The following is a 25,226-nucleotide window of genomic DNA, read 5'->3' on the forward strand; positions in this document are numbered from 1 at the left end:
CGCCAGGGGCCCCGGCGCCAAGGTGGTGAACACGCAGAGCGCGCGGCCCGGGGGCAGACCTCTTCGTGCCGTCACACCGTGCAGACGCTGTGGGGGCACTTGATGCGCCCCCACAGCGTCTGGTCATCCGCCCTTCACGCACAGGCTGCGAACGACGAGGCCAGGTGCCGGCCGGGCAATCAGGCCGTGGCGTCCTTGAGCTTCTTGAGCGCACGGGTCTTGATCTTGACCGATGCGGGCTTTGCAGGGAACCAGCGCTCTTCGCCCGTGAAAGGGTCTTTGCCGAAGCGCTTTTTCTTGGCCGGGACTTGTTGCAGGCCGATCTTCAGCACGCCAGGCAGCGTGAATTCGCCAGAACCCTTTTTGTGCACCGACGCCAGGATGGCGGCTTCGAGCGAGGCCAGAACGGCCTTGGCGGCCTTGGGATCGACACCCGATTGTTCAGCCAGATGCGCAATCAGTGCGGTTTTGTTGAAAGCCGTCTTGATGGGCTTCAGTGCTGCGGGTGTGGCAGCGACGGGCTTGGCGGCAGCTGCCGGAGCCTTTTTGGCGGCTGGTGCAGCCTTCTTTGCTGCGGGCGCAGCCTTTTTGGCGACGGGTGCGGCCTTCTTGGCTGCAGGCGCTGCGGCCTTGTTGACGACCTTCTTTGCGGGGGCCGGGGTTTTCTTTGCAGTTGCCATGATGATGGAAGTTTCTTAGTTATTCAGAGTTGCTGGGTGCCCGCTCGAATTGTCGAGAGGGGCGACCGATTCTAGGGGCGATGCCGCGAAGAGCCTATAGCCCACGTCCTACGCGCTGCGGGCGCTTGCACAAACGCGGGGTATCGAGCATTGAAACAGGCAGATGCAACGGCACCGGATTCTCGCTGGCCGCCGGTGCGTCGGCTGGGCGATGGCCTCTGCGCCGCACGGCGGGATGCGCCGCTGCAGCAGGGTCACACGGCCGCGTGCGCCATCACACTCAGCACTGCAAAAACGTGGCATGTGGTGCCTGCGGCCACGCACGCATGCCACACCGCATGCGCATAGCGAACCCCTGCGTCCAGCGCGAAGAAGGCCACCCCCACCGTGTACGCCGCTCCACCAATGATCAGCCACGCGGCACCCAGCGGTGGCATGGGTTGGATCAGTGGCAGCGCCGCGCCCAGCACCAGCCAGCCCATGGCGATATACAGGGCTGTAGACCACCGCGTGGAAGGGGTCCGCGCGAGCGCCTTCGTCACAAAACCCGCCGCTGCAGCGGCCCACACCAGCGATAGCGCCACCACACTCTGCGAGGAAGCGGGCTGGCTGAGGGCAAAAGGCGTGTAGCTGCCAGCAATAAATAGGTAGATGGCTGCGTGGTCGAGCTTCAAGAACCATTGCTTGGCCCTGCCGGGCGGCAGCGCGTGGTAGGCCGTTGACGCCCCGTACAGCAGCACCATGGTGGCCGCGAAGATCGCCACACCGGCATATGCCCGGGCGCCAAGGGGCTGCGCCGACGCCAGCAGCTTGGGTGTCGCCAGGCAGGTGGCCAGCAGCGCCAGGCCGTGGCTGCTGCTGTTGGCGATTTCTTCGCGGGGGTCAGGGTCGGGTTCGTGCATGGCGCACCGGCGGGCGAAGCATGAATGGGGGCGGAGGGTGTGAGCGAATGCGGCGTGCCCTGGCCGGCAGGGCGCATTCGAGGGCACGCGCTCAGTGGTGCGCTGGTGTCTGGTGCCGCTCGCGCCACAGGTGGTAGCGCGAGCGCTGCAGGGCTACCAGTTCCACCATGCCCCCCGCTGCGGCGCATGCCAGCGTGCCGAGCCACAGGGCCCAGCGATAGGTCTCAGTCTTGCGCTGGGGGCGGCGCATCGTCATAGGTCCACCCATAGGTGCGGGGCAGGTCAAAACTCAGCCAGGTCCGTTCATCGAACAGATCATCCAGCAGCCGCTGCAATCCGAGCAATTTCCAGAGCATGGCGCGCCTCTTGCAAAGGGTTGTGATGGCTCGCAAGGTAACGCTGTTGTGTGACGGTTTCGCGTCGTTTGGCTGAATCCACACACCTGCGCCCTGGGGGCTATCGGTGCGTGCAGGCCACGGATATCCTTGTGTCGGGTACGTACCGGTTCGTACCGTCGTGCACCCCGCCTTGCCCTCACCACCCTCATCCTGAACATGCTTCCCGAGCTTCTGGCGTTGGAGAAAATCATAGAGCGGGGTGGGTCCCATCTGCAGGTGCAGGTGGTTCGGCAGGTGTCCATGGCATCAGGGCAGCGCTTTCCCATCTATGCCATCGGTGTGGGCAACCCGGGGCTGGATGTGCCTGCGGTGGGGTTTTTTGGCGGTGTGCATGGGCTTGAGCGCATCGGGGCCGAGGTGGTGATTGCCTACCTGCAGAACGTGGTCATGCGGCTGCAGTGGGACACCACGCTGCACCAGCAGCTGGAGCGCGTGCGGCTGGTCTTCATGCCCATCGTCAACCCAGGGGGCATGTGGTCTGCCACGCGGGCCAATCCGCGTGGCGTGGACCTGATGCGCAACGCACCGGTGGATGCCGTCGACCGCGTGCCTTTCGGGATCGGCGGGCAACGGGTGAGTGCGGGGCTGCCCTGGTACCGGGGACGCCAGGGCGATGCCATGGAGGTGGAAAGCCAGGCGCTGTGCGAGGTGGTGACCGCGCAGCTGCTCGCGCGGCCGTTCAGCATTGCGCTGGACTGCCACTCGGGGTTTGGTATCAAGGACCGGCTGTGGTTCCCGTTTGCGCACACCCGTAAACCCATACCGCACCTGGCAGAGCTGCATGCGCTGCAAGAAATTTATCTGCAGGCCCACAGCAACCACCAGTACATTTTTGAACCGCAGAGCGCGCAATACCTCGCTCACGGCGACCTGTGGGACCACCTTTATCTGCAGGCCTGCCAAGCTGTCCCGGCACACACCTTTCTGCCGCTCACGCTGGAGATGGGTTCATGGCTGTGGATCAAGAAGAACCCACGGCAGCTGTTCTCGCGCAACGGCATCTTCAACCCGCTCATCAACCACCGGCAGCAGCGCGTGTTGCGGCGGCATCTTTCGCTGCTGGACTTCCTGTCGCGTGCGGCGTGCAGCCACGCGCGCTGGGCGCCGGCGCCAGAGCAGCGTGCACAGCGCCGTGCGGACGCGCTGGCGATCTGGTACTGAGGGCGGACGAAACGTGCCGCCAACCATGCCCCGCCAATGGATCCTGCTGCGCGGGCTGACCCGCGAGTCCGCGCACTGGGGGGGCTTTGTGGCGCGCCTGCAGCAAGCCTTGCCTGGCGACCGTGTGTTGGCGCTGGATCTGCCCGGCAATGGCCAGTTTCACGCCCTGCCGTCGCCCCTGTCGGTGCAGGCCATGGTGCAGGCATGCCGCCATGAACTGGCGCTGCGCGCCATAGCGCCGCCGTATCACCTGCTTGCCATGTCCCTGGGCGCCATGGTCGCTATCGAGTGGGCCCATGCAGCGCCCGATGAGGTGACGGGCTGCGTGCTCATCAATACCAGCATGCGGCCCTTCAACCCGTTCTATCGCCGCCTGCGTCCTCACAACCTTGCTGCGCTGGCGCAACTGGTGTGGCAATGGCGTGCAGCAGAGGCGGCAGAACGGATCGTTGTGCGCATGACAAGCCTGCGCGCCCAAGCGTGCAGCCCGGTGGTGGCGCAATGGGTGGCCTTGCGCAGACAGCGGCCGGTGTCATGGCGCAATGCACTGCGCCAGTTGGTGGCGGCCGCCCGCTACCGCGCACCAGCTGCTGCGCCAGGGGCCCCCACCTTGCTGCTGGGCAGCTGCCGTGACCGGCTGGTGGCAAGCCAATGCTCGCAGGCCATCGCCAGTGCGTGGGGCAGTCCGCTGCGCATGCATCCCATTGCGGGGCATGACTTGCCGTTGGATGACCCGCAATGGGTCGTCCACGAGGTACGGCAGTGGGTGCAATCGTCTGCATGAAGCGGGCTCGCGCCGAGCGCGGGTGAATCCGCTGCTCGTTCGCGGCACCGCTCCTGGCAACCAGCGCTGCTGGACTGCTGCGGGTGGGTTATTGCTTGAACACCACAGCGTCCAGTTCCATTGCGCGAATCGACGCGGCTGCGGCATTTGCCGCTGCGCGGCTGTCGTAGGGACCCACGCGCACCCGTATGCGCCGCCCATTGGCGTTGTTCAACTCTTGACGAAAGGCGGGAATCCCTTCGTTGAGCAGCCGCGCTTGCGCCTTGCGCGCGTTGGCTTCATCGGCGAAAAGCCCCACGTTGATGTAATAGCCCGATGCGGTCCCCACGGTGGCACCCGCCGGCTGCGCGACCAAGGCTGCCGAGGCTGTGGGGGCGGGCACCTTGCTTTTGGTCGAAGCTGCCGGTCGGCTGGCACCCGCGTGGCGTTGGACGGGGGGGCTGGTGACTTTTGCGGGGGCGTCTGGTGCCTGGTGGGCGACAGAGGCAGCGCTGCCGGACGTGGCTGATGCCTGCTTGTTCGTGGCACTTTTGTTGGTGGTGGGTGGTGGTGGCGGGGCAGGGGGCTCGGGCCTCGGTGCTGGTGCTGGTGCTGGTGCTGGTGCTGGCGTGGGCGTGGGCGTGGGCGTGGGCGTGGGCGCCGTTTCAGCGGCCTCTGGTGCGGCTTCTTTCGTCGGCGCTTCAGGCTCTGCAAGGGCGGCTTGCGGTGCGGCGGGCGCGCTGGTTTCCAAGGCGGCGCTGGCTTTGACGGCTGCGGCGGCGGAGACAGAGGCTGTTGTAGCGTCTGCCACCGTGACAGCACGTTCCAGGGCCAGGGGTTTTATCCCGGCGGGGGGCAGCATGAGATAGACCAGCCCGGCGGCTGCGGCAAGCACGATGTTAATCAGCACCAGGCCCTGCAAACGTTGGCGTGAGCTGGCCTGCTTTTCGAGCAAAACGCAGGCCTCGGGCACGGTGCGGGACGCGGCCAGCGCGCGGGCAACGCGTTTGCGGATGTCTGCGTACAGGATGGCATCGCCATACAACCCCGGCACGGCAAAGGCCATGAGTGCGACGGCACCCAGCACACCCCATTCCACACCCTGAGGCCATTGCAGAAAGGACCGCCCCAGGCCAAACACCAGCAGTGCAAGCCCTTCGGCCGCAGCCACGTACACGAGCGCGGCGCCCCACAGCTGCCGGAACACCATCCAGTTCAGCGTGAACAGGCAGGCCGCCCAGTTCCAGGTGGTTCTGGTACGACCGGCGTCGTCAAACCGCTCGAAAATCGCCAGGTAATGGTCGGTGTGGACGGGCCCCAGTGCCAGGCGCGACAACGCGGTCATGGCGTTGTCCGATGTCGAGTCCAGCGACATGGCCGGGATGATGGAGGCGACAGGGTCCGAGGAGGAAAGCATTGGCAGATTTTGTCATGGGCACAACGCCGTGGCATAGGGCCTGCGGGCGCGGATGCTCTTCGGGGCTGAAGGGGCACCGCCTTGTTGCACAGCGGGCACAGTCCTTGTCCATGCAGGCCTTGGTGTCTGCCGGGTATTTTGTATAAAAAGTGCCTCTAGCGCTTATTGCATAAGCGCTAACAGCTATGAATAATGAAGCGATTCATGCCAGAAGCCTTGCAAAGCACGGCAGCGGGAGTCATCCGCCGCCCGCTGCTTCGGCATGGACACATCGGCGGTGTGCATCGGCACTTGTGGGTTTCCCCTAGGAGCGCTGTTCAGCGCGCCCCGGTTTGCCTACAGTGCGTGCAGTCGCTTGTGGGTGGAGGCTCTTCTAGCGAATAGTAGTGATGGAACTCGCCGCACGTCTGAAGACGGCGATTTCGACGTACGACATTTATCGAGTGCATCACTAGCATTCGCTAGAAGAGCCTGGGTGGATGTTTGAAAGGTCAGAAAATGGGCGTTGCAATCGTGAACGGAGCGCGGTGGTCTTTGGCGCGGCGGGCTGGGGTTGCCAGCCGATGCGGCCATGCCATCGCTGGGGTCAGCGGTGCGCGAATGCGGGGGCGAACACGATGAACATCGCCCACCTGCTGCGCCGCAGCGCGCTGCTTTACCCTGACCATCCGGCCGTGCTGCGGGGCGAAAAGGTGTTGTGGGCATATGCCGGCTTGGGTGCCCGCACAGCGGCCCTGGCCGGGTGCTTGCGTTCCACCTACGGCGTGGCCCCGGGCGATCGGGTGGCCATCTACGCCGCCAATGCGCCCGAATACCTCGAGGCCCTGCACGCCATCCTGTGGGCGGGGGCTGTGTCCGTGCCGGTCAACTACAAGCTGCACTCCAAAGAGCTGGCCTACGTGCTGGCCGACTCCGGCGCACGCGTGGTGCTGACTTCTGCAGAGCTGGCGCCCGCCGTGCGCGAGGCGGGTGCACCGCCTGAGGCGGTGTTGGTCTTCGGCTCCGACGCATACCGCGCCGCAGTCGCCCACGCGCCCATGGACGTGTGCGACCGCGCGCCGCACGACGTGGCCTCGCTGTTCTACACCTCAGGCACCACCGGCCGCCCCAAAGGCGTGATGCAGACCCACCGCAACCTGCTGGCCATGACGGCCTGCTACTTCACCGATGTGGACGACATCCTGCCCGGCGACGCCATGGTCTACGCTGCGCCCATGTCGCACGGTGCGGGCCTCTACAACTACGCGCAGGTGCTGCGCGGCGGGCGGCATGTGGTGCCGCTGTCGGGTGGCTTTGAGCCGGCGGAGCTGGTGCAGCTGGCGGCATCGGTCGGCCAGCTCACCCTGTTTGCCGCGCCCACCATGGTGCACCGCCTGGTCGACCATGTGCGCGCCACGGGCGCCGATGTGACTGGCTTCAAGACCATCGTCTATGGCGGCGGCCCCATGTATGCCGACGACCTGCGCAACGCCCTGGCCGTGATGGGCCACCGCTTTGCGCAAATCTACGGCCAGGGCGAAAGCCCCATGACCATCACCGCCCTGTCGCGCGCCCAACTGGCCGACCGCAACCACCCCCGCTGGGCCGAGCGCATGGTGTCGGTCGGCGTGGCGCAGTCGCTGGTCGAGGTGCGTGTGGTCGATGCCACAGGCCAGCCCGTGCCCACGGGCGAGACTGGCGAGGTGGTGGTGCGCGGCGACACCGTGATGCCCGGCTACTGGAACAACCCCACCGCCACGGCACAGACCCTGCGCGACGGCTGGCTCTACACCGGCGACATGGGCGCGCTGGATGCCGACGGGTTTCTCACGCTCAAGGACCGGTCCAAGGACGTGATCATCTCCGGCGGCTCCAACATCTACCCGCGCGAGGTGGAAGAGGTGCTGCTGCTCCACCCCCAGGTCCACGAGGTGGCCGTAGTGGGCCAGCGCGATGCCGAATGGGGCGAGGTGGTGGTGGCCTTCCTCATCGCGGGCGAGGGCGGGGCGGTGGCTGATGCGGTGCTGGATGCGCTGTGCCTGGAGCACATTGCGCGGTTCAAGCGGCCGAAGGAATACCGGTGGGTGCAGGCGCTGCCGAAGAACAGTTATGGGAAAGTGTTGAAGACGGAGTTGCGGGGGATGTGAGCTTGTGGCGGCTTGCTTGGCTGACTTCTTTCGGCCGAATCCGGAGCTTGAACAGACTCAAGTCTTCCTCAAGCGCTCACGGCAACTCCGCACTCCCCATTCGCGCCAGAATGGTCCGCGTCCGCCCCGCCAGATAAGCCGACCCCGGCGTTTTTTCAAAACGCTTGGGCGCGGGCAGCATCACCGCCAAGCGCGCGGCTTCTGCGGTGCTGAGGCGGCTGGCGCTTTTGCGAAAGTAGTACTGCGCGGCCGCCTCGGCGCCGAATACGCCTTCGCCCCATTCCACGTTGTTGAGGTAGATCTCCAGGATGCGCTGTTTGCTCAAAAGCTGTTCGAGCAGCAGCGTCAGCACAAACTCCTGGCCCTTGCGCAGCAGGGTGCGTTCGCCCGACAGCAGCAGGTTCTTGGCCAGTTGCTGCGTGATGGTGGAGCCCCCCCGGATCTTGGGGGCGCGCACGGGGCGGTCGGGGGCGCGGGCCTGTGCCTTGTTGGCCAGCGCTTCGGCCTTGGCGTTGCGCTCCCAGGCTTTTTCGATGGCGTTCCAGTCCACGCCGTCATGGCTCACAAAGCCATCGTCTTCCGAGGCGATGACGGCGCGTTTGAGCTGGTCGGAGATGCTGGCGTAGGGCATCCACTGCTGGCGCCAGGGGACGTTGCCTTTGGTGGTGAGCAGCGTCCAGGCCTCGGAGCGCTGGAAGCTGGTGGATTCCGGGTCGATCACCACCATGGCCGCGATGCGCACCACGAAGAACAACTGCAGTGCCAGCAGGGCGAGCACCACCAGTCCTAGCCAGCGCAACACGGCTTTCATCGCGACCTGTCTCCTTTTGTCCGTGGTGGTTCAGGCAGCCTGCTGCATTTCTTGCAGCACCAGGGCCGACGGCGGGCGCACGCCGCGCCATAGCAAAAAGGCTTCGGCAGCCTGCTCGACCAGCATGCCCAGACCGTCGCGCGGCGTGGCGCCGTGGCGGCGGGCCCAGTCCAGAAACCCCTGGGCCGCCGGGCCATACATCATGTCGCAAGCCAGGCTGCCGGGGCGCAGCACGTGGGCGGGTACCGGCACATCGGCACCCGACAGGCTGCTGGCGGTGGCATTGATGATGACATCGAAATTGGCCTCTAGTGCTTGTGGGGTAAGCGCTATAAGCTCTGATTTTTGTAGCGTTGCGAGTGCACTGTGCGACTGCACCAGCGCCTGTGCCTTGTCGAGGGTGCGGTTGGCCACGGTGATGTGGCGCACGCCAGCCTGCAGCAGAGGGCCGAGGGCACCGGCAGCGGCGCCGCCCGCGCCCACCAGCAGTACGTCTCGCCCCGCCAGTGAAACGCCGGCGTTGCGGGTGATGTCGGCCACGAGGCCCAGTCCGTCCGTGTTGTCGGCGTGAATGCCGCCGTCCGCACCGAACGTGAGCACATTGGCGGCACCGGCCAGCCGCACCCGTTCGCTGCAGTGGGTGGCCAGCTGTGGCGCTTCGATCTTGAAGGGCACGGTGATATTGCAGCCACGGCCGCCTTCGGCGATGAAATCACGCACGCCCTGCACAAAACCGTCCATGGGCACCAGGCGCCGCTCGTAGGCGATGGCTTGCCCCGTGAGTTCGGCGAAGCGGGCGTGGATGGCGGGTGAGCGGCTGTGCGCCACCGGGTTTCCCATCACGCAATACAGGTCAGCGGAAGATGTCATGGGGGCTATAGGGTGCGTGTGTCGTGTGTCGTGCAGCGTTGCCAGAAGCGCCAGCCCTCGGGTGCCATCGGCCGGGCGCTTGCCTTGCCACGGGTGTTGTCCGCCGTGGCTTGGCGCTGAAGGCGACTCGGCGGGGTTATTTCACGACCGTTTCCAGGGTTTGGTCGCGGGTGAATTTAAAGCGCGCCACCATGGCGATCTGGTCGGCCTTTTTGCGCATTTCAGGGGTGAACGCATCAAAGGGGCCCGAGGCGCGGGCGATCGCTTCGGCGCGCCGGTCCAGGGTGCCGTTGCCCGAGCCTTGCACCACTTCGGTCTCGAGCACGCGGCCGTCGTGGTTGACGGTAACGATCATGGTCAGCTCGCCGTAGAGCTTGCGCCCGGCCTGCTCGGGGAAGTTTTCAGTGCCCTTGTCTTCGACCTTGTGGCGCACCGTGTCGTAGTACCCCGCGTAGGCTTCTTCACGCGTGGCCGGGCTGATGTAGCGCTTTTTGGGCCGCGAGTTTTCTTCGTTGATGCGTTTTTCGATCTCGGCCAGCAGCTTGACCAGCTGGCGGCGTTTTTCTTGCTCCGTGGCCTGTTCGGAGTTCTGGCTGGGCTGGCGCAGGTCGGGCTCTGGCATGGTGGCCAGCTGCTTGCGCAGCCGGGTCAAAAGCTGGGCCTGCTGCGCCTGCATCGCGTCCATCTTGCGCTGCGCTTCTTCGTAGTCGTCGCCAACGGCTGTCAACGCCGAATAGGGCATGGGGCTGGTGGCCCGGCCCTTTTCCGCATCGCCGCCGCCTGCCAGGTTGGCCTGGGCAATCGCCTGGGCCTTGTCAGGGCGCTCGTTGGACTTGGCGTTGACCAGGATGACCTCCAGCGGCGTGTCCTGAAACACGCGGTTGAAGCCCTCGGGGTCGATGAAGCGCACGGAGATCAGCGCAGCGTGCACGGCAATCGACACGCCCAGCGCCAGCTGCAGCGTGCTGAAGGTGCGGAGGAAGGCAGGGAGTTTCATCGCCGGCGATTATCAGGGGACATCAAGGGACCTCGGGGAGCCTCAGGCGGCCGGGGCTGCCGTAGCGGCTTCGGCGGGGGCCTCGTTCACGTCCACCGCAATGGCAATGGGCCCGGCCACAGTGTCGTCGTCCTCGGCATCGTCCCCCGGGCCGTCGTCGCTGGCGTCCGCCGGGTCGTCCAGGCGCTCGATCACGGTGCCGTGGATGTCCAGCGTGATCTCGTCCACCTCGCCCAGCTTGACCTTCAGGCGCGCGCCGCGCGGCAGGTTCTGCGCACCGAGCACGGGGAAGACCAGCGGAATGTCATCCGCCCGCACCAGGAAGCTGCCGCCCGGGCCTTCCTTGAACACGGTAGCGTTCAGCTCGGTGATGCCGTTCTGCTCCACGTACTTCAGGGTCCAGAAGCGTTCCATGCCCGCCTGGTAGCCGTTGTAGGCGCTATAGGCTGCATCAAAGCTGCTGATGATGGAGAACAGGTCGGCGTCCTTGGGCTTGAACGGAGCGGCCAGCGCGGCCGTTTTGCCGTGGCGCGCGCAGGCAATGATCTGCCACTGGTTGACCAGGTCGGTGTAGCGGCGCAGGGGGGATGTGGCCCACGAATACGCTTTGACGCCAATGCCCGCATGCGGCAGCGCCTTGGTGCCCATGCGCACTTTGACGCCCGGCGCCATGCTGGCCTGGCTGCGGTAGATGCCGGGCACGCCATGGTCGGCCAGCATCAGGCCCCAGGTGCTGTTGGCCACGATGGCGGCTTCGGCCACGATCAGATCGAGCGGAGCGCCGCGTTGGCGCGTGCTGATCTGCACCTGCTCGGTGCCATCGGGCTCGCCGCGGTTGTTGCCGACGAGGCGGAAGTTGTAGTCCGGCCGGTTGAAGTTCTCGGGCTTGCCGCGCACCACTTCGCGCTGGGCCTTGAGGCTTTTGGCCAGGCGGTGCAAAAATGATAGCTGCTCGCGCAGTTCCATCAAGCGCTGGGGGGTGTTTTCTATCTGAAGTGTCGGGTCGGACAGCCAGGCCTCGGTCACGATGTGGTCGAGTTGGTCGTGGCGCAGGTTGGCGACCACGGGCACGCGCTCGAGTTTGGTTTCGGTCGCAGTGATCTCCAGCGTGGCTTCGTTGATCGTCACATAGAGCGACACGGCCGGGTTGGCGCGGCCTTCGTCCAGCGTGTAGATCTGCACCACCTCGTCGGGCAGCATGGTGATCTTGTAGCCAGGCATGTACACGGTGGACAGGCGGTTGCGGCCCAGTTGGTCGAGTGGCGTGCCGGGCACGATGGCCAGCCCCGGTGCTGCGATGTGGATGCCGAGGGTCACCGTCCCGGTGCCCAGGCCCTGCACTGACAGGGCGTCGTCGATTTCCGTGGTCTGCGAGTCGTCGATCGAATAGGCCTGCACGGTGGCCAGCGGCAGATCGTCGGGCGGCTGGGGGGCGGTGAGTGCGGGAAACCCCGTCCCCTTGGGGAAGTTGTCGAACAAAAACCGCTTCCAGTGAAACTGGTAGGCCGAGTCGATGGCGCCCGCCTTTTGCAGCAGCGGCAGCGGTGCCATGTGGGTGGCGCGGCTGGCCTCGACCACGGCCTTGTATTCGGGCGCGTTCTTGTCGGGCTTGAACAGGATCTTGTAGAGCTGGTCGCGAATGGGCTGTGGGCATTCGCCCCGGCCCAGGGCTGCGGCCCAGTCGTCGATTTGCGCCAGCACGGCTTTTTTCTTCTCGATGGCGGCCAGCGCCTGCTGCAGGATCTCGGCCGACGCCTTCTTGAACCGGCCTTTGCCCGCGCGGCGGAAATAGTGCGGTGCGTCGTACAGCCTGAACAGTGCCCCCGCCTGCTGGATCAGGGTGGCGTTCTCCGAGAAATAGTCGCGCGCCAGGTCGGCAAAGCCAAACTCGTCTTCGGGTGCGAACTCCCACGCCAGGTCGAGCTCGATGGTGTCGGCCACGGCCTGCGCCTGCGCGATCAACTCAGCCGGGGCTGGCTTCTCGAATTTCAGCAGAATATTGGCGGCCTTGACCTTGACCCGTTTGCCAGAGTCCAGTTCGACCTGGGCGGATGTGTCGGCCTCGGAAAGGATACGACCGGCCATGAATTTGCCGGCTTCTTCAAACAGTGCGTGCATAGAGGGGGATTGTCCCATGGCCGCCCGGGTCACTGCGGGCGCCTGGTCTGGGGATGTCGACGCCAGGACGTCCCCAGACCAGGCGCCTTGAGCAGGCGCTTAGATCTCGATCAGCAGGCCGGGCGCGAACTGCACGTTTTCGACCACGCCTTTGGGCGCATAGCCGCGCGGGTTGGCCACGATGCGCGTGGCGCCCACCTGGTAGTCGCAACTGTGGTGCACGTGGCCGTGCAGCCACAGGCGGGGCTGCCAGCGCAGGATGTGCGCTTCCAGGTTGGAGACAAAGCAGGCGTTCAGCGGTGAGCCGACAAACTGCGGCGCAATGCTGCCGGGGGAGGGCGCAAAGTGCGTGACCACTACCGTGGGGCCATCGAAGGGCTCGGCAAAGCGCGCTTCGAGCCAGGCGACGGATTGGTCAAACAGCATTTGCGAGACGGCGGGCGTAAAACGATCCGGGAAATCCGGGGTCAAACCGATGCGGCTGAAGTCGCGCACGAACGCCTGCGCCTTTTTCAGGCCTTCCTCGCGCTGCGCGGGCGAGTCGAACAGCCGGTAGTCCGACCACAGCGTGCAGGCCAGAAAGCGCACGCCGCCATGGCGCCACTCCTCGCGTTCCAGCACGCGCACCTGGCTGCCCTGCGCCTCGGTGCGCAGGGCAGCCATGGTGCTCACCAGGTCGGAGCCATAGAACTCGTGGTTGCCAGCGACGTAGAGCGTGGGCCGGTTGAACTGCCGTGCCCAGGCCATGCCTTGTGCAGGGCGTTGCAGATCGCCGGCCAGAACGACGACATCGGCGTCGGTGTGCGGCAGTTCCAGGGGCTGCACGGACAGGTGCAGGTCGGAGAGCAGAGCGATTTTCATGGGCGGGTTCCGTGGCAACGATACAGGGGCCATTCTGGCGCGGAGTGCGCAGCAGGCCCGGGCATGCGGCCATTGCGGATATTCGGGGGGCTGTCACCTTTTTGGTGTCCTCAGCGTCCAATGGTCACGAGCCCCAAAAAAGCGAGCCCACCATGCAGTCCTTGTCCCTAGCCCACGCTCAGCCAACCGTTCCCACGCCTTGTTCCGACGAACAGCTGGTGGCGAGCGCTCTGCAAGGAGAGCAGAGTGCCTTTGAAGCCATCATGCGGCGCCACAACCGGGTGCTGTTCCGTGCAGCGCGCGGGGTGGTCTCCGACGATGCCGAGGCGCAGGACGTGGTGCAGGAAACCTACCTGCGCGCCTTCACCCGGCTGCGGGATTTTCAGGGGGGTGCATCGCTGGCGACCTGGATGACGCGCATTGCCATCAACGTGGCGCTGGACGCGCTTCGCAAGCGCGGCCGGTCGGTGCTGGTCGATGCCCAGGATCTGGACCACGAGCCTTCTCCGGAGCACATGATGTCCTTTAGCGCCCCCCCAGGCGTATCGCCCGAATCCGTGCTGGCACGCACCGAGCTGCGCGCCCTGCTGCAGTCCGCCATCGAGGGGCTGCCGCCCATCTACCGCAGCGTATTCATCCTGCGCGCCGTGCAGGAAATGAGCGTGGACGAGGCGGCGTATTGCCTGCAGGTGAGCGACGCCGTCGTCAAGACCCGCTACCTGCGCGCCCGATCCCTGCTACGCGATGCGCTTGGCGCACAGATCGAGGCGCATGCCGAGAGCGTCTTTGCCTTTGCCGGTGAGCGCTGCGACCAGGTCGTGCGCCATGTGGTGGCGGAGCTGCAGCAGCGCCATCTCATTGCGCGGCACTGAGCGCGGCCAAAACACCCCTCTGGCGACCCCGTCCTGTCTGGCCGTACCGCGCGTACGGCCTGCAGCGCTGCGCCTGACCAGAGCCACCTTGTTCAGATTTGCCGGCCGTTCCAGATGCCGGCGCAACGATTCATCAACCCACGGAGAAAACCATGAAGAACCCTTCTATTTATGTCCCCTCGCAGGCCTTGTTTCTCTCGCGCCGCCGCGCCATGTCGGCATCCGGCGCCGCCGTGCTGTCGGCCAGCGCCGTGGCCTTGCTGGGCGGGCGCGACGCGCTGGCGGCCGGTGCCAAGGTGAGCGCCCAGGAGCTGGAGGCCGATGTGCGCATCCTCAATACCGCCCTTGGCGCGGAGCTGGAGGCGGTGGCGGCCTACCAGGTGGGCGCGGAAAGCGGCCTGCTCAGCAAGGCGGTGTTGCCGGTAGCCGTCGCGTTCCAGGGGCACCACAAAGAGCATGCGGCGGCCATTGCCAGCACGGTGCAAAAGCTCGGCGGCAAGCCCGTGGTGGCCAAGGAGGAATACCACTTCCCCGTGGAAAAGCTCAAGGTGGAGGCCGACGTGCTGCGCCTCGCAGCCGGTCTGGAGCGCGGCGCGATCTCGGCCTACCTGGGCGCCGTGCCCCTGTTTGCGGACCGCGCGCTGGCGCAGGTCGCCGCGAGCATCCTGGGCGACGAGGCCATGCACTGGGCCGTGCTGCGCCAGGCCCTGGGTGAGGCTCCCGTGCCTTCGGCCTTCATGTCATGACGCCGCGCCGGCTTGTCATGGCGCTGGGGCTGGCGGGCGGCCTGCTCGCCACCGGTGCCAGCGCGGCGCCGGACGCCGCAGCGCTGGCGCGCGGTGAGCAGGTGTACGCGCGCTGCGCCGCCTGCCATGCGATCGAGGGCAATCGCACCGGTCCGCAGCACTGCGGGCTGTTTGGGCGCCATGCTGGCACCGCGCCCGGCTACAACGCCTATTCCAAGGCCATGCGAGAGAGCCCGTGGGTGTGGGATGAGAAGTCGCTCAACGTTTTCTTGAAAGATCCCATGAAGGCGTTGCCTGGAACCACCATGGGCTATGCCGGGGTGAAGGACGCCGCCGAGCGGTCGGACCTGATCGCCTGGCTGAAGGAGGCCTCGCGTCCCGGCGCGGCGTGCAAGCCTGTTCCATAGCGCTGTCGCGAGCGCAGGGGCCGATCCGGCACATCGCATCTGGCCCCAGGATCTCCCGCCAGTATGGCCGCCTCGGCGTCGGCGTCTTGCGCGGACAGTGTCTGCGGGTGTGCGGCCAGATGCAGATCGGAAAGCAACGCAATTTTCATGACGTTCGGAAGCGCGAAGGCAACGTTTTGGGCGCTTTTCCGCTCCGTTGTGGTCGCGCGGGTGTTCTTTTTTAAAACCCTGGGTATTCTCTGGCGCAGCGTTGTCTGCGATGCCTGTGGCGGGTCTGGCGTGCCGAAGGCCCGCGAAGTGGGAGTCATCTCCCTCTGGCTTGCCCCTTTCAGGGATGTCTCTGCGATCAAGACGGAGGCCCTCGCTCCCCCTATGATCCGAGCTTCTTTCACGCTGGTCCTTGCCCCCTGACATGCCTTTTGCCGCCGTTGCCGCACCTTTGACTTGGCTGGCTGTGGCGTTGCCGTTTCTGTTTTGCTTTACCCGGGCCCCCAGCAATAATTTCTGGCCGGTGTTGTTTTCGTGGGGCTGCGGCGCCGTTTTGGTGTTGTTGGCCGTGGTGCGTGGCCAGCGGCTCCCCGGGGGGCCATCGACGAGCAGTGCCGTCGCCGGGCCCTCTGCCTGGGCACTGGTCTCAGCCCCCCATTTGGCGGTGGGGCTGTTGTGCGCCTCGTTGGTGGCGGGTGTGATCGGTTTGCTCCAGTATTTTCTGGGCGACCCGGGGATTGCTGGGGTCCAGCCTTCGGTGCTGGGCCAGGCCATTGGCAATCTGCGCCAGCGCAATCAGCAGGCCTCACTGATCAGCATGGGGGTGCTTGCGGCATTTTGGCTGTTTGAGCACCGCTCGCCAGCGCTGGTGGCGCGCTGTGCGATCAGGTGGCAGCGCGCTGCACGATGGATTGTGAACGGCGTCATGTTCCTTGTGCTGGCGCTGCTGGCTACCGCCAGTGCGGCCACTGCGTCACGTACCGGTGCACTGCAGTGGGTGCTGGTGGTGGGGTTGCTGGCCCTGTGGCCGGTGGCCGGCGCGCGCCGGCCCTGGGGTTTTGTGCTGGCGGCGCTGTTCTTGTATGGGCTGGCCGCCTGGGGTTTGCCGGTGGTTCTGGAGGCCACGAGCGGCACGGCCACCGAGGGGCTTTTTACCCGGCTGTTGGTCGAAAAGCCGGGCTGCACCAGCCGCACCGTGCTGTGGTCGAACGTGGTGCATCTGATCATGCAGAGGCCGTGGTGGGGGTGGGGTTGGGGCGAACTGGACTACGCCCACTATGTGACCCAGTTTCCCGGCGCGCGGTTTTGTGTGCTGCTGGACAACGCCCACAACCTGCCTTTGCAATTGGCGGTCGAACTGGGTTTGCCATTGGCGGTGGTGGCCTGTGGTGCAGTGGTCGCCTGGGTGTTGTGCAGTCGCCCCTGGGCAGAACGCCAGCCGCCGCGCCAGCTGGCTTGGGGCATCCTGGCTGTTATCGGTTTGCACAGCCTGCTGGAGTTTCCGCTGTGGTACGGACCTTTTCAGTTGGTCGCTCTGCTTGCCGTGTTTTTGCTGTGCCCATGGCCATTGCCGCCGTGGGTGCATGCGCCGGTGTTTCGGTTGGGCGTGGTTTGCCTGGTGTTGGGGGGCGAGGCTTTTGGGGGCTATGTCGCCTGGGATTTTTACCGCGTAAGCCAGCTTTATCTGCCGCTGGACCAACGTGCGCCCGCCTTGCGCGACGATACGGTGCGCAAGGTGGGCGCCACCCCATTTTTTACGGACCAGGTCGATTTTGCATTGCTCACCACCGTCGGGCTCACGCAGGACAACGCGAGCCAAGTTTTTGCGGTGGCCAACAAGTTACTGCATTTTTCGCCCGAGCCGCGCGTGATTGAGCCTCTGATCGAGAGCGCAGTGATGCTGGGCCTGGACGATGATGCGGCGTTTCATATGGAGCGCTACCGGGCTGCGTACCCGCAAGACTACGCACGCTGGCAAGAGACGGGCCGGCGCCTTGCGCCGCGTTCATCACGTTGACGGGAGTGGCGCACGGGGCAGCGCCACGCCAACTACGCAATAAGCTGCAAAAACTCTGCGATGCGGGGGATGTAGTCCGCAAAATTGCCCAGTGCGTGGTCCCCGCCCTCCTGGAGAATCTGGTGGGCCTGGGGGTAGCGCCCGGCCATTTCGCGCCAGTCAAGCACTTCGTCGCCTTTGGCAATGATGACCAGTTCGGCAGCTGCCGGCGGGGTACCCCTTGTGTCGAGCGCCGCCAGCTCATCGATATATTCCGGCAAGAAATAAAACCGCTCGGCAGGGTTTTGCCACGTGGTTTGCTCGCCGATGTAGCGCGCGAGGTCGCGGGCCGGGTCTACGGCGGGGTTGATCATCACGCTGGGGCACGCCGCGTGCCGGGCGACCCAGCTGGCATAGAAACCGCCCAGTGACGATCCGATGACTGCCATGGTGCCGTGCGGCCAATGGGCAATGCCCCGCGCCACCTCGTGCATGGCGGCACGTGGCGAGGGCGGTAGTTGTGGGCACCAAAAGGTGAGCTCAGGGTGATTTTTGGCCACGTGAGCTGCCATCTGGCGCGCCTTTGCTGACGCAGGAGAAGAGCGAAAGCCGTGCAGATACAAAAGGTGCGTGGTGGTCATGGCAAAGACAAATTGAGGGCAGGGGAATCACTCGTGCCTGTGCGGTTGCGCAGGTCTTAAGATGGGTGGCATAAAGGGTGCCACACCGTGTGACGCCATGTTTTGCCACCCGCACCATGACCGATTTTGCCCCGCTTTCCTCAGCCAGACGATGGGCGTTCGGCGGCAGCGAAAAGCCGTCCACCTTGGTGGGAAGGTTTGAGCTCAAGAAACAGCTGGGCGAGGGTGCCAAAGGTACCGTCTGGCTGGCTTTCGACCCGCGCCTGCAGCGCGAGGTGATGCTGACGATCATGCGTCCCATGCCAGAGCAGACTCCTTTGATGCAGCAGCAGTGGCTGCACGAGGTTCGCCAGGCCGTGGGTCTTGTGCATCCGCATATCGTGCAAGTCTTCGAGGCCGATATGCAGGGCGTGCAGGTTTACGTCGTTCAAGAGTATGTGCCTGGCCGCACGCTGGCCGAACATCTGGCCCTGCAAGGGCGGTGTACCCCTTCCGATGCGGTGGCCTTCATGGTGGAGGTGCTTGACGGCCTGCATGCGGCCCACCAGGCGGGACTGGTGCACGGTGACCTCAGGCTTTCAAACATCGTGATCGACGCCCAGCGCCATGCCCGCGTGATGGGCTTTGGCATGGCTGCATCCGCACCAAATTCCTCCCATATGGCCGATGCATCGGGGGGCACTTCGCCAACGCCATCTGCGGATGTGTATTCGGCGGCCCTTGTCCTGATCGAACTGCTTACCGGCCGGTCGTCCACCGACCCCAAAAACGCGACACCGCCCTTGCCGGATGTGGCGGGGTTGCAGCAAGCCTTGGGGCCGGGCGTGGATGAGGGGCTTCGCGCGCTCTTGCAGCGCGCCACGGCGCGCGACACAGACCAACGGTATGGCTCGGCGGCTGATTTTCGGGATGCGCTGCGCGGTTGGGCGGTGCCCGCCAGCGCACCGACGGCGGCGAACAATGCGACGCTGGACTTCTTGTTGCGCCGCATGCGACACAAAAGCGATTTTCCGGCACTGTCGGATTCGGTGGCGCGAATCCAGCGGGTGGCCAATTCCGAAGACGACAGCATCAGCGACCTGACGCACGAAATCCTCAAGGATGTGGCGTTGACCAACAAGCTGCTGCGTCTGGTCAACAGCGTGCATTACGCCCAGGCCAGCCGTGGGGGCGCTATCAGCACGGTATCGCGTGCGGTGAGCCTGGTGGGTTTCAACGCGGTGCGGAACATGGCGCTCAGCCTTGTGTTGCTGGATCACATGCAGGACAAGGCACACGCCGACAAAATGCGTGAGGAGTTTTTGCGCGCCATGATGGCCGGGTCGGTGGCGGCCGAGTTGTTTGCCAGCAGCCCGTCGGCCGAGGAGGCCTTCATCGGCGCCATGTTCCAGAACCTCGGGCGCATGCTCTGCGAGTTTTATTTCCCCGAGGAGGCTCGGCAGGTGCGTGATCTGGTGGCAACGGGCCGTTCGGACGACGCCGAGGCATTGGCGTCCCTGCAGGTGTTGGGGCTGGGCTTTGAAGACCTGGGCGTAGGCGTGGCGCGCGTGTGGTGCCTGCCAGAGAGTCTGCAGCGCTGCATGCGCAAGCCACTGGGTTCGCCCATGCAGCGGGCCCCCGAATCGGGGGTGGAACGTCTGCGATGGGTCGCCATGGCTGCCAACGAAGTGGCCAGCGCACTGTTGTTCAATGAGGCCGCATCGCTGGAGAACGACCTCGCGCAGATCGGCGCACAGTACGCGCGGCCCCTGGCGCTGTCGGCCGAGGCCATTGCCCAGGCCACCCTGCGCGCACGCCACAAATTGGTGGCGTTGGCCCAGGCGTTGGAGTTGCGTGTGGAGCCCGGCTCGCCAGCCGCGCGGCTGTTGAAGTTGCCGCCCCCGACGGGTGCCGGCGGTGCAGCAGGTTCCGATGGCACGCCCGATGATGCCTTGCGAGCGCACGAGTTGCGAGGCGGTCCACCGCCCGAGCCGTTGCCGGTTGTTCTGGCGCCGCAGGCCGGGGGCGCTGTGTTGGCGGCGCAGGTCAATGAGGTGCTGGCTGCGGGTGTGCAGGACATCACCAACGCCATGGTCGAGAGTTTTCAGCTCAATGACGTGCTGCGCATGATTCTCGAAACCATGTTTCGTGCACTGGGGTTTAGGCGCATGGTCTTTTGCCTGCGCGACGCCCGCAGTGACATGCTGACGGGCCGTTTTGGCCTGGGCGAAGACAGCGACGTGGCCGTGCGTGCCATGAAGGTGCCACTCAAGACGCCCGGCGATCTGTTTGCTGCCGTGTGTGTTCGTGGTGCCGATACGCTCATCAATGACGCCACTGAGCCCCGCATGCGTGCACGTTTGCCTGAGTGGTACCGCACGGGGGTCAATGCCCCGTCCTTCCTGCTGTTGCCCCTGCAGATCAAGGGGCAGCCTTTTGCGTTGATTTATGCCGACCAGTCCAGCGCCGGAGGTATCGTGGTGGACGACAAGGCGCTTGGCCTGCTGCGTACCCTGCGCAATCAAGCGGTGATGGCCTTCCGGCAGGCGGATTGATGTGCACAGGTCGGTCCCCGAAACCAACGGCGGCCCGATAATTGCGGCATGGCCGTCGTTTTTGAAAAACCCACGCTGTTGCAGCGCCTCATGCCCCTGTTTCGGGGGTTCGACCTTCCGCTCCTGGCGTTGGTGATCTTGTTGGCCTGCGCCGGATTGCTGGCGATGTATTCGTCCGGTTATGACCATGGCACGCGTTTTGCCGACCACGGGCGCAACATGCTGATTGCAGTGGGCATCCTCTTCATGGTGGCCCAGGTGCCGCCCCAAAAGATCATGGCCTGCGCTGTGCCGCTGTATGTGGCTGGCGTGACGCTGCTGGTGGCGGTGGCGCTGTTCGGCATCACCAAAAAGGGCGCGCAACGCTGGATCAACATGGGGGTCGTTATCCAGCCCAGCGAAATCCTGAAAATTGCCATGCCGTTGATGCTGGCCTGGTGGTTTCAAAAGCGGGAGGGTGCGTTGCGGCCGCTTGATTTTGCGGCTGCGGGTTTGTTGCTGGCGATTCCGGTCGGGCTTGTCATGAAACAGCCAGACCTCGGCACCTCGTTGCTGGTGCTGGCCGCAGGCCTGTCCGTGATCTTTTTCGCAGGTCTGTCGTGGAAGCTGATCCTGCCCCCTGTGCTCATTGGCGGGGCCGGCATTTTTGCCCTGGTGTTGCTGGGTGACCAGTTGTGCGCGGACGGCGTGCGCTGGGTGGTGCTGCACGACTATCAGCAGCAACGCATCTGCACGTTGCTGGATCCATCGCGTGACCCGCTGGGCAAAGGGTTTCACATCATCCAGGGCATGATCGCCATTGGCTCGGGCGGTTTTTGGGGCAAAGGCTTCATGGCAGGCACGCAGACCCATTTGGAGTTCATTCCCGAGCGCACTACCGACTTCATCTTCGCCGCGTTCTCGGAGGAGTTCGGGCTTGCAGGCAACCTCTTTTTGATCATCTGCTTTTTGCTGCTGGTGTGGCGCGGCCTGGCCATAGCCGCGGGGGCGGGCAACCTATTTGGGCGCCTGATGGCCGGGGCCGTGTCGATGATTTTCTTTACCTATGCCTTTGTGAACATGGGCATGGTCAGCGGCATCTTGCCCGTGGTCGGGGTACCGCTGCCGTTCATTAGTTACGGTGGCACCGCCATGGTCACCCTGGGGCTGGCGCTGGGTATCCTGATGTCGGTGGCGCGCGCGCAGAAGCAAGACACCAAAGACCCCAAGCCCGCGCTCTAGAGGCACCGAAGGCGGGGGGACGGGGGGCGTTTGGCACGTTGGCAGCTCTCGGGAAGGGGCTTGATAGCGGCCCCGGCGCCGGGCATGGCCTCGCGCCTAAAATGGCCCCATGACTTTTCGCTCCACCACTGCCGCGCCCCAGCGCGCGGCCACCAGCCAGCGCATTGACGTTGCCCGTGACCTGTTGTTGACGCCTTTTGGCCTGGACGAAGGCCATCTGGCCCGGGCTTTGGCCGAGATCCGCAGCCACCAGGTGGATGATGCGGACCTTTATTTCCAGTACACGCGCAGCGAAGGCTGGAGTCTGGAGGAGGGAATCGTCAAGACCGGCTCGTTCAGCATTGATCAGGGCGTGGGCGTGCGTGCGGTCAGTGGCGAGAAAACAGCGTTTGCCTACTCGGACGATATTTCCGAAGCCTCGTTGCTGGATGCGGCCCGCACTGTGCGGTCTATTTCGTCTGTGGCGCAGGCTGGCAAAGTGCGGGTAGCTCCAAAAAAGATAGCGTTAGGGCGAAGCCTTTACCCCGGCGTAGACCCGATTGCATCGCTGGACAGCACGGCCAAGGTGGCGCTGCTTGAAAAGTTGGAGCAACGTGCCCGCGCCAAAGACCCGCGTGTGGCGCAGGTGATGGCCGGCCTCGCCAGCGAATACGACGTGGTGCTGGTGGCTCGCGCCGACGGCACTTTGGCGGCCGATGTGAGGCCGTTGGTGCGGCTGTCCATCACCGTCATTGCCGAACACAATGGCCGCCGCGAGATGGGCTCTGCGGGCGGTGGCGGGCGTTTTGGCCTAGCCTACTTCGATGACGAGCAGATGAATCGGTATGTGGATGAGGCCGTCCATGCCGCTTTGGTCAACCTGGAGTCGCGCCCCGCCCCGGCAGGCGAGATGACCGTAGTGCTCGGCTCCGGCTGGCCCGGCATCTTGCTGCACGAGGCCATCGGGCATGGCCTGGAGGGTGATTTCAACCGCAAGGGCTCCAGCGCGTTCAGTGGCCGCATTGGCCAGCGGGTGGCCGCCAAGGGCGTGACGGTGCTGGACGATGGCACTATCGCTGATCGCCGTGGCTCTCTCAACGTGGACGACGAAGGCCACGCCAGCCAGCGCAATGTGCTGATCGAAGACGGCATCTTGAAGGGCTACATCCAGGATTCGCTCAACGCGCGCCTGATGGGTGTGGCGCCCACCGGCAACGGCCGCCGCGAAAGTTATGCGCACATCCCCATGCCACGCATGACCAACACCTACATGCTGGGCGGCGACAAGGACCCGCAAGAAATCGTCGCGAGCATCAAGAAGGGCTTGTATGCCACCAATTTCGGGGGCGGGCAGGTGGACATCACTTCGGGCAAGTTCGTGTTCTCTGCCAGCGAAGCCTATTGGGTCGAGAACGGCAAGATCCAATACCCTGTCAAGGGTGCAACCATCATTGGTAGCGGCCCTGAATCGCTCAAGAAGGTCACCATGATTGGCAGCGACATGCGCCTCGATAGCGGCGTGGGTACCTGCGGCAAGGAGGGCCAAAGTGTCCCGGTCGGTGTGGGCCAGCCCACACTGCGCATCGAAGGTTTGACGGTGGGCGGAACCGCTTGATGGCCTGAAGGTGATGGTGATGGCGAAAAGCGGGGGGCGATGCCCGTTCACCCGCATATCTGTCGCCATGGTCGTTTTCATGGGCGCGTCAAACGAGCGCGCGCGGTGCAAAATGTCTTCCACACCATGCCTGCCACGCGTCCCAGTCATCTGTTGACCCTCCAGTCATTTGGCGACATCAGCCGATTTCTGCGCGAGGGTGTGGCCGATGAAGACTCGCGCCAGCTACGCGATAGCCTGGGGCTTTTGTCCACGCACATCGACGAAGCGGTGCGCGCTCGCCGCACCAGCACCGACACGGCAGACATCACGCGCCGCGTCGCTGCACTCGTGCTTTGCGCGCGTGAGCACCAACTGTTCTTGACCGGGCTGGGCTCTGCCTGGCATGCGCTGTATGAGTTTGGTGCCTATCAGCGCGCGCTGCGCGAGTTGCGCAATGCCGCTACCGACTGGCAGCAGATGCTGGATCGACGCAGTGCCAAGGAAGGTGCCAGTTTTGACCATTTCGAACTGTTGGCCTGGCGCACGCTGGGCGAGGCACTTTTGCTCATCGACATGTATGAGCACCAAAGCGATCCTTCCACTGATTTGCCTGATGCCGCACCGGCGCACAAGTTGTCAGCCGTGCAGCGGGTCCGCGCGTGGCTGAACCGGCTGACACGTTAAACCGGGCTGCAGCTATGAGGGATGTACCCGTTTTTGTCGTGCAATCACAACAGCATGGAATTGCTGCCACACCACAGTCCTGTGCTACATTGTTTGCCATGCCAGTTCGTAGCGCGTTTTATTTTTGGTTTTTTATCTCAGTCCCAGGCGGATGAGAGGCCAACGCGCAAGCAAACACAACCTCCCCATACCAACCGCCGACGCTGCAAAGCCCGGCGGTTTTTGTTTTTCTGCCCTCCGTTTTTTATCCATTACTTCTACTCCACGAGGATGCAACCATGACGGCTCCCACCAACCCCTCCAGCGATGCCTGGTACCGCAGCGTCGAGAAAACCAGCCAGACCGACGACGAACGTATCAAGGACATCACCGTGTTGCCTCCCCCAGAGCATCTGATTCGCTTTTTCCCGATTGGCGGCACGCCGGTCGAAACGCTGATCACCCAGACCCGCAAGAACATCCATAACATCATGGCGGGCAAGGATGATCGCCTGCTGGTGGTGATCGGTCCGTGTTCCATCCACGATCCGGTTGCCGCTGTCGAATATGCACGGCGCCTCATGGCTGCTCGCACCCAGTACGCCGACACCCTGGAAATCGTGATGCGCGTGTACTTTGAAAAGCCGCGCACCACCGTGGGCTGGAAGGGCCTTATCAACGACCCCTACCTCGATGAAAGCTACCGCATCGACGAAGGCCTGCGCATTGCGCGACAGCTGCTGATCGAGATCAACCGGCTGGGCATGCCTGCAGGCAGTGAGTTCCTGGACGTGATCTCGCCCCAATACATCGGCGACCTCATCAGTTGGGGGGCTATTGGTGCACGAACCACCGAAAGCCAGGTGCACCGCGAACTGGCCTCGGGCATTTCCGCACCCATCGGTTTCAAGAATGGCACCGATGGCAACATCCGGATTGCTACCGATGCCATTCAGTCGGCCAGCCGAGGTCATCACTTCCTGTCGGTGCACAAGAATGGCCAGGTCGCCATCGTCAATACCAACGGCAACCCCGATTGCCACGTCATTCTGCGCGGTGGCAAGGCGCCCAACTACGATGCCGCCAGCGTGGCAGCCGCTTGCAAAGACCTCGAAGCCGCCAAGCTGCCCGCCACCTTGATGGTCGATTGCAGCCATGCCAACAGCAGCAAGCAGCACGAAAAGCAGCTCGACGTCGCCCGTGACATCGCCGCCCAAGTCGCGGCGGGCTCGCGCAGTGTGTTCGGCTTGATGCTGGAAAGCCACTTGGCGGCGGGCGCGCAGAAGTTCACACCCGGCAAGGACCTGCCAAGTGCACTGGAATACGGCAAAAGCATCACCGACGCATGCCTGGGTTGGGACGATTCGCTGCAAGCGCTGGCAGGGCTGTCGGATGCGGTGAAGGCGCGCCGCGCGCGCTGAGTGACAGGGTTGGCCTGGCCTTGATTGCCACCAAGGCAGTCTCGGCAGGGCCTAAAC

The 25,226-nt window shown here is 64.6% G+C and carries 24 protein-coding genes; 13 read left to right on the plus strand and 11 right to left on the minus strand.

Annotated elements, in window-relative coordinates; all coding sequences use genetic code 11:
* Positions 1-179: 179 nt before the first annotated feature.
* From KI609_RS04225 to KI609_RS22880, 4 genes are all read right to left on the minus strand, one after another.
* The gene (locus KI609_RS04225; RefSeq protein WP_226447429.1) at positions 180-680 is read right to left on the minus strand and encodes an HU family DNA-binding protein; all 501 of its coding nucleotides are present in this window, start codon (positions 678-680) and stop codon (positions 180-182) included.
* Positions 681-934: 254 nt separating this feature from the next.
* The gene (trhA, locus tag KI609_RS04230; protein WP_226447430.1) at positions 935-1,582 is read right to left on the minus strand and encodes a PAQR family membrane homeostasis protein TrhA; all 648 of its coding nucleotides are present in this window, start codon (positions 1,580-1,582) and stop codon (positions 935-937) included.
* A 91-nt stretch (positions 1,583-1,673) separates the two neighbouring features.
* A complete protein-coding gene (locus tag KI609_RS04235; protein WP_226447431.1) occupies positions 1,674-1,838 on the minus strand; it encodes a hypothetical protein in 165 nt (54 codons plus the stop codon).
* Complete coding sequence (locus KI609_RS22880; protein WP_264181367.1) at positions 1,807-1,938, minus strand: hypothetical protein; 132 nt, start codon at positions 1,936-1,938, stop codon at positions 1,807-1,809. Before KI609_RS22880 ends, KI609_RS04235 begins: the two co-directional genes overlap by 32 nt.
* A 198-nt stretch (positions 1,939-2,136) precedes the next feature.
* Here KI609_RS22880 and KI609_RS04240 point away from each other — a divergent pair, with 198 nt between their 5' ends.
* Both KI609_RS04240 and KI609_RS04245 read left to right on the plus strand, forming a co-directional pair.
* Positions 2,137-3,141: a M14 family zinc carboxypeptidase gene (locus tag KI609_RS04240; RefSeq protein WP_226447433.1), complete on the plus strand. Its 1,005-nt coding sequence runs from the start codon at positions 2,137-2,139 to the stop codon at positions 3,139-3,141.
* Between the two features lie 25 nt (positions 3,142-3,166).
* On the plus strand, positions 3,167-3,925 hold the full coding sequence (locus tag KI609_RS04245) for an alpha/beta fold hydrolase (protein ID WP_226447435.1): 759 nt from the start codon (positions 3,167-3,169) through the stop codon (positions 3,923-3,925).
* A gap of 88 nt (positions 3,926-4,013) precedes the next feature.
* Here the strand turns inward: KI609_RS04245 and KI609_RS04250 are convergent, their stop codons facing one another.
* Complete coding sequence (locus KI609_RS04250) at positions 4,014-5,321, minus strand: SPOR domain-containing protein (protein WP_226447437.1); 1,308 nt, start codon at positions 5,319-5,321, stop codon at positions 4,014-4,016.
* A gap of 617 nt (positions 5,322-5,938) precedes the next feature.
* Here KI609_RS04250 and KI609_RS04255 point away from each other — a divergent pair.
* A complete protein-coding gene (locus KI609_RS04255; protein ID WP_226447439.1) occupies positions 5,939-7,447 on the plus strand; it encodes an AMP-binding protein in 1,509 nt (502 codons plus the stop codon).
* A gap of 76 nt (positions 7,448-7,523) precedes the next feature.
* Here KI609_RS04255 and mtgA read toward each other — a convergent pair whose 3' ends face one another.
* From mtgA to KI609_RS04280, 5 genes are all read right to left on the minus strand, one after another.
* A complete protein-coding gene (mtgA, locus tag KI609_RS04260) occupies positions 7,524-8,258 on the minus strand; it encodes a monofunctional biosynthetic peptidoglycan transglycosylase (RefSeq protein ID WP_226447441.1) in 735 nt (244 codons plus the stop codon).
* Positions 8,259-8,288: 30 nt separating this feature from the next.
* Positions 8,289-9,128: a shikimate dehydrogenase gene (gene aroE, locus KI609_RS04265; protein WP_226447443.1), complete on the minus strand. Its 840-nt coding sequence runs from the start codon at positions 9,126-9,128 to the stop codon at positions 8,289-8,291.
* Positions 9,129-9,264: 136 nt separating this feature from the next.
* Complete coding sequence (locus tag KI609_RS04270) at positions 9,265-10,125, minus strand: energy transducer TonB (RefSeq protein WP_226447445.1); 861 nt, start codon at positions 10,123-10,125, stop codon at positions 9,265-9,267.
* A gap of 42 nt (positions 10,126-10,167) precedes the next feature.
* A complete protein-coding gene (locus KI609_RS04275; protein WP_226447447.1) occupies positions 10,168-12,243 on the minus strand; it encodes a ribonuclease catalytic domain-containing protein in 2,076 nt (691 codons plus the stop codon).
* 99 nt (positions 12,244-12,342) lie between these two features.
* The gene (locus KI609_RS04280; protein ID WP_226447449.1) at positions 12,343-13,104 is read right to left on the minus strand and encodes a metallophosphoesterase family protein; all 762 of its coding nucleotides are present in this window, start codon (positions 13,102-13,104) and stop codon (positions 12,343-12,345) included.
* 152 nt (positions 13,105-13,256) lie between these two features.
* Between KI609_RS04280 and KI609_RS04285 the strand changes: the two genes are divergently transcribed.
* The 5 genes from KI609_RS04285 (at position 13,257) to KI609_RS04305 (ending at position 17,134) form a co-directional block, all read left to right on the plus strand.
* Positions 13,257-13,976, plus strand: coding sequence for an RNA polymerase sigma factor (locus KI609_RS04285; RefSeq protein ID WP_226447451.1), 720 nt, complete (start codon positions 13,257-13,259; stop codon positions 13,974-13,976).
* A gap of 152 nt (positions 13,977-14,128) precedes the next feature.
* Positions 14,129-14,722 (plus strand): ferritin-like domain-containing protein, encoded by a 594-nt coding sequence (locus tag KI609_RS04290; protein ID WP_226447453.1) that lies wholly within the window; start codon positions 14,129-14,131, stop codon positions 14,720-14,722.
* Positions 14,719-15,129, plus strand: a complete 411-nt coding sequence (locus KI609_RS04295; RefSeq protein ID WP_226447455.1) for a c-type cytochrome — start codon at positions 14,719-14,721, stop codon at positions 15,127-15,129. Before KI609_RS04290 ends, KI609_RS04295 begins: the two co-directional genes overlap by 4 nt.
* A 147-nt stretch (positions 15,130-15,276) precedes the next feature.
* Complete coding sequence (locus tag KI609_RS04300; RefSeq protein WP_226447457.1) at positions 15,277-15,540, plus strand: hypothetical protein; 264 nt, start codon at positions 15,277-15,279, stop codon at positions 15,538-15,540.
* Between the two features lies 1 nt (position 15,541).
* Complete coding sequence (locus KI609_RS04305) at positions 15,542-17,134, plus strand: PglL family O-oligosaccharyltransferase (protein WP_226447459.1); 1,593 nt, start codon at positions 15,542-15,544, stop codon at positions 17,132-17,134.
* Between the two features lie 32 nt (positions 17,135-17,166).
* Here the strand turns inward: KI609_RS04305 and KI609_RS04310 are convergent, their stop codons facing one another.
* The gene (locus KI609_RS04310; RefSeq protein ID WP_226447461.1) at positions 17,167-17,754 is read right to left on the minus strand and encodes a YqiA/YcfP family alpha/beta fold hydrolase; all 588 of its coding nucleotides are present in this window, start codon (positions 17,752-17,754) and stop codon (positions 17,167-17,169) included.
* Positions 17,755-17,870: 116 nt separating this feature from the next.
* Between KI609_RS04310 and KI609_RS04315 the strand changes: the two genes are divergently transcribed.
* The 5 genes from KI609_RS04315 (at position 17,871) to KI609_RS04335 (ending at position 25,169) form a co-directional block, all read left to right on the plus strand.
* Positions 17,871-20,288 carry a serine/threonine protein kinase gene (locus KI609_RS04315; RefSeq protein ID WP_226447463.1) on the plus strand — a complete coding sequence of 806 codons (2,418 nt, stop codon included), beginning with the start codon at positions 17,871-17,873 and terminating at the stop codon, positions 20,286-20,288.
* Between the two features lie 48 nt (positions 20,289-20,336).
* Positions 20,337-21,509: a rod shape-determining protein RodA gene (rodA, locus tag KI609_RS04320; protein ID WP_226447465.1), complete on the plus strand. Its 1,173-nt coding sequence runs from the start codon at positions 20,337-20,339 to the stop codon at positions 21,507-21,509.
* 109 nt (positions 21,510-21,618) lie between these two features.
* The gene (gene tldD, locus KI609_RS04325; protein WP_226447467.1) at positions 21,619-23,103 is read left to right on the plus strand and encodes a metalloprotease TldD; all 1,485 of its coding nucleotides are present in this window, start codon (positions 21,619-21,621) and stop codon (positions 23,101-23,103) included.
* 126 nt (positions 23,104-23,229) lie between these two features.
* The gene (locus KI609_RS04330; RefSeq protein WP_226447468.1) at positions 23,230-23,769 is read left to right on the plus strand and encodes a hypothetical protein; all 540 of its coding nucleotides are present in this window, start codon (positions 23,230-23,232) and stop codon (positions 23,767-23,769) included.
* A gap of 278 nt (positions 23,770-24,047) precedes the next feature.
* Positions 24,048-25,169 (plus strand): 3-deoxy-7-phosphoheptulonate synthase, encoded by a 1,122-nt coding sequence (locus KI609_RS04335; protein WP_226447469.1) that lies wholly within the window; start codon positions 24,048-24,050, stop codon positions 25,167-25,169.
* The last annotated feature ends 57 nt before the right edge of the window (positions 25,170-25,226 follow it).

It is taken from the genome of Acidovorax radicis (genome assembly GCF_020510705.1).
GTDB classification, from domain to species: domain Bacteria; phylum Pseudomonadota; class Gammaproteobacteria; order Burkholderiales; family Burkholderiaceae_C; genus Acidovorax; species Acidovorax radicis_A.

Bases quoted from the DNA above. Each gene is read 5' to 3' on its own strand.
- KI609_RS04290 (WP_226447453.1), top strand. From the start codon at position 14,129: ATGAAGAACCCTTCTATTTATGTCCCCTCGCAGGCCTTGTTTCTCTCG.
- KI609_RS04305 (WP_226447459.1), top strand. From the start codon at position 15,542: ATGCCTTTTGCCGCCGTTGCCGCACCTTTGACTTGGCTGGCTGTGGCG.
- tldD (WP_226447467.1), top strand. From the start codon at position 21,619: ATGACTTTTCGCTCCACCACTGCCGCGCCCCAGCGCGCGGCCACCAGC.
- aroE (WP_226447443.1), bottom strand. From the start codon at position 9,128: ATGACATCTTCCGCTGACCTGTATTGCGTGATGGGAAACCCGGTGGCG.
- KI609_RS04235 (WP_226447431.1), bottom strand. From the start codon at position 1,838: ATGACGATGCGCCGCCCCCAGCGCAAGACTGAGACCTATCGCTGGGCC.
- KI609_RS22880 (WP_264181367.1), bottom strand. From the start codon at position 1,938: ATGCTCTGGAAATTGCTCGGATTGCAGCGGCTGCTGGATGATCTGTTC.
- KI609_RS04300 (WP_226447457.1), top strand. From the start codon at position 15,277: ATGACGTTCGGAAGCGCGAAGGCAACGTTTTGGGCGCTTTTCCGCTCC.
- KI609_RS04295 (WP_226447455.1), top strand. From the start codon at position 14,719: ATGACGCCGCGCCGGCTTGTCATGGCGCTGGGGCTGGCGGGCGGCCTG.
- KI609_RS04275 (WP_226447447.1), bottom strand. From the start codon at position 12,243: ATGCACGCACTGTTTGAAGAAGCCGGCAAATTCATGGCCGGTCGTATC.
- KI609_RS04250 (WP_226447437.1), bottom strand. From the start codon at position 5,321: ATGCTTTCCTCCTCGGACCCTGTCGCCTCCATCATCCCGGCCATGTCG.
- KI609_RS04225 (WP_226447429.1), bottom strand. From the start codon at position 680: ATGGCAACTGCAAAGAAAACCCCGGCCCCCGCAAAGAAGGTCGTCAAC.
- mtgA (WP_226447441.1), bottom strand. From the start codon at position 8,258: ATGAAAGCCGTGTTGCGCTGGCTAGGACTGGTGGTGCTCGCCCTGCTG.
- KI609_RS04310 (WP_226447461.1), bottom strand. From the start codon at position 17,754: ATGACCACCACGCACCTTTTGTATCTGCACGGCTTTCGCTCTTCTCCT.
- KI609_RS04285 (WP_226447451.1), top strand. From the start codon at position 13,257: ATGCAGTCCTTGTCCCTAGCCCACGCTCAGCCAACCGTTCCCACGCCT.
- KI609_RS04315 (WP_226447463.1), top strand. From the start codon at position 17,871: ATGACCGATTTTGCCCCGCTTTCCTCAGCCAGACGATGGGCGTTCGGC.
- KI609_RS04335 (WP_226447469.1), top strand. From the start codon at position 24,048: ATGACGGCTCCCACCAACCCCTCCAGCGATGCCTGGTACCGCAGCGTC.
- KI609_RS04330 (WP_226447468.1), top strand. From the start codon at position 23,230: ATGCCTGCCACGCGTCCCAGTCATCTGTTGACCCTCCAGTCATTTGGC.
- rodA (WP_226447465.1), top strand. From the start codon at position 20,337: ATGGCCGTCGTTTTTGAAAAACCCACGCTGTTGCAGCGCCTCATGCCC.
- KI609_RS04240 (WP_226447433.1), top strand. From the start codon at position 2,137: ATGCTTCCCGAGCTTCTGGCGTTGGAGAAAATCATAGAGCGGGGTGGG.
- trhA (WP_226447430.1), bottom strand. From the start codon at position 1,582: ATGCACGAACCCGACCCTGACCCCCGCGAAGAAATCGCCAACAGCAGC.
- KI609_RS04255 (WP_226447439.1), top strand. From the start codon at position 5,939: ATGAACATCGCCCACCTGCTGCGCCGCAGCGCGCTGCTTTACCCTGAC.
- KI609_RS04270 (WP_226447445.1), bottom strand. From the start codon at position 10,125: ATGAAACTCCCTGCCTTCCTCCGCACCTTCAGCACGCTGCAGCTGGCG.
- KI609_RS04280 (WP_226447449.1), bottom strand. From the start codon at position 13,104: ATGAAAATCGCTCTGCTCTCCGACCTGCACCTGTCCGTGCAGCCCCTG.
- KI609_RS04245 (WP_226447435.1), top strand. From the start codon at position 3,167: ATGCCCCGCCAATGGATCCTGCTGCGCGGGCTGACCCGCGAGTCCGCG.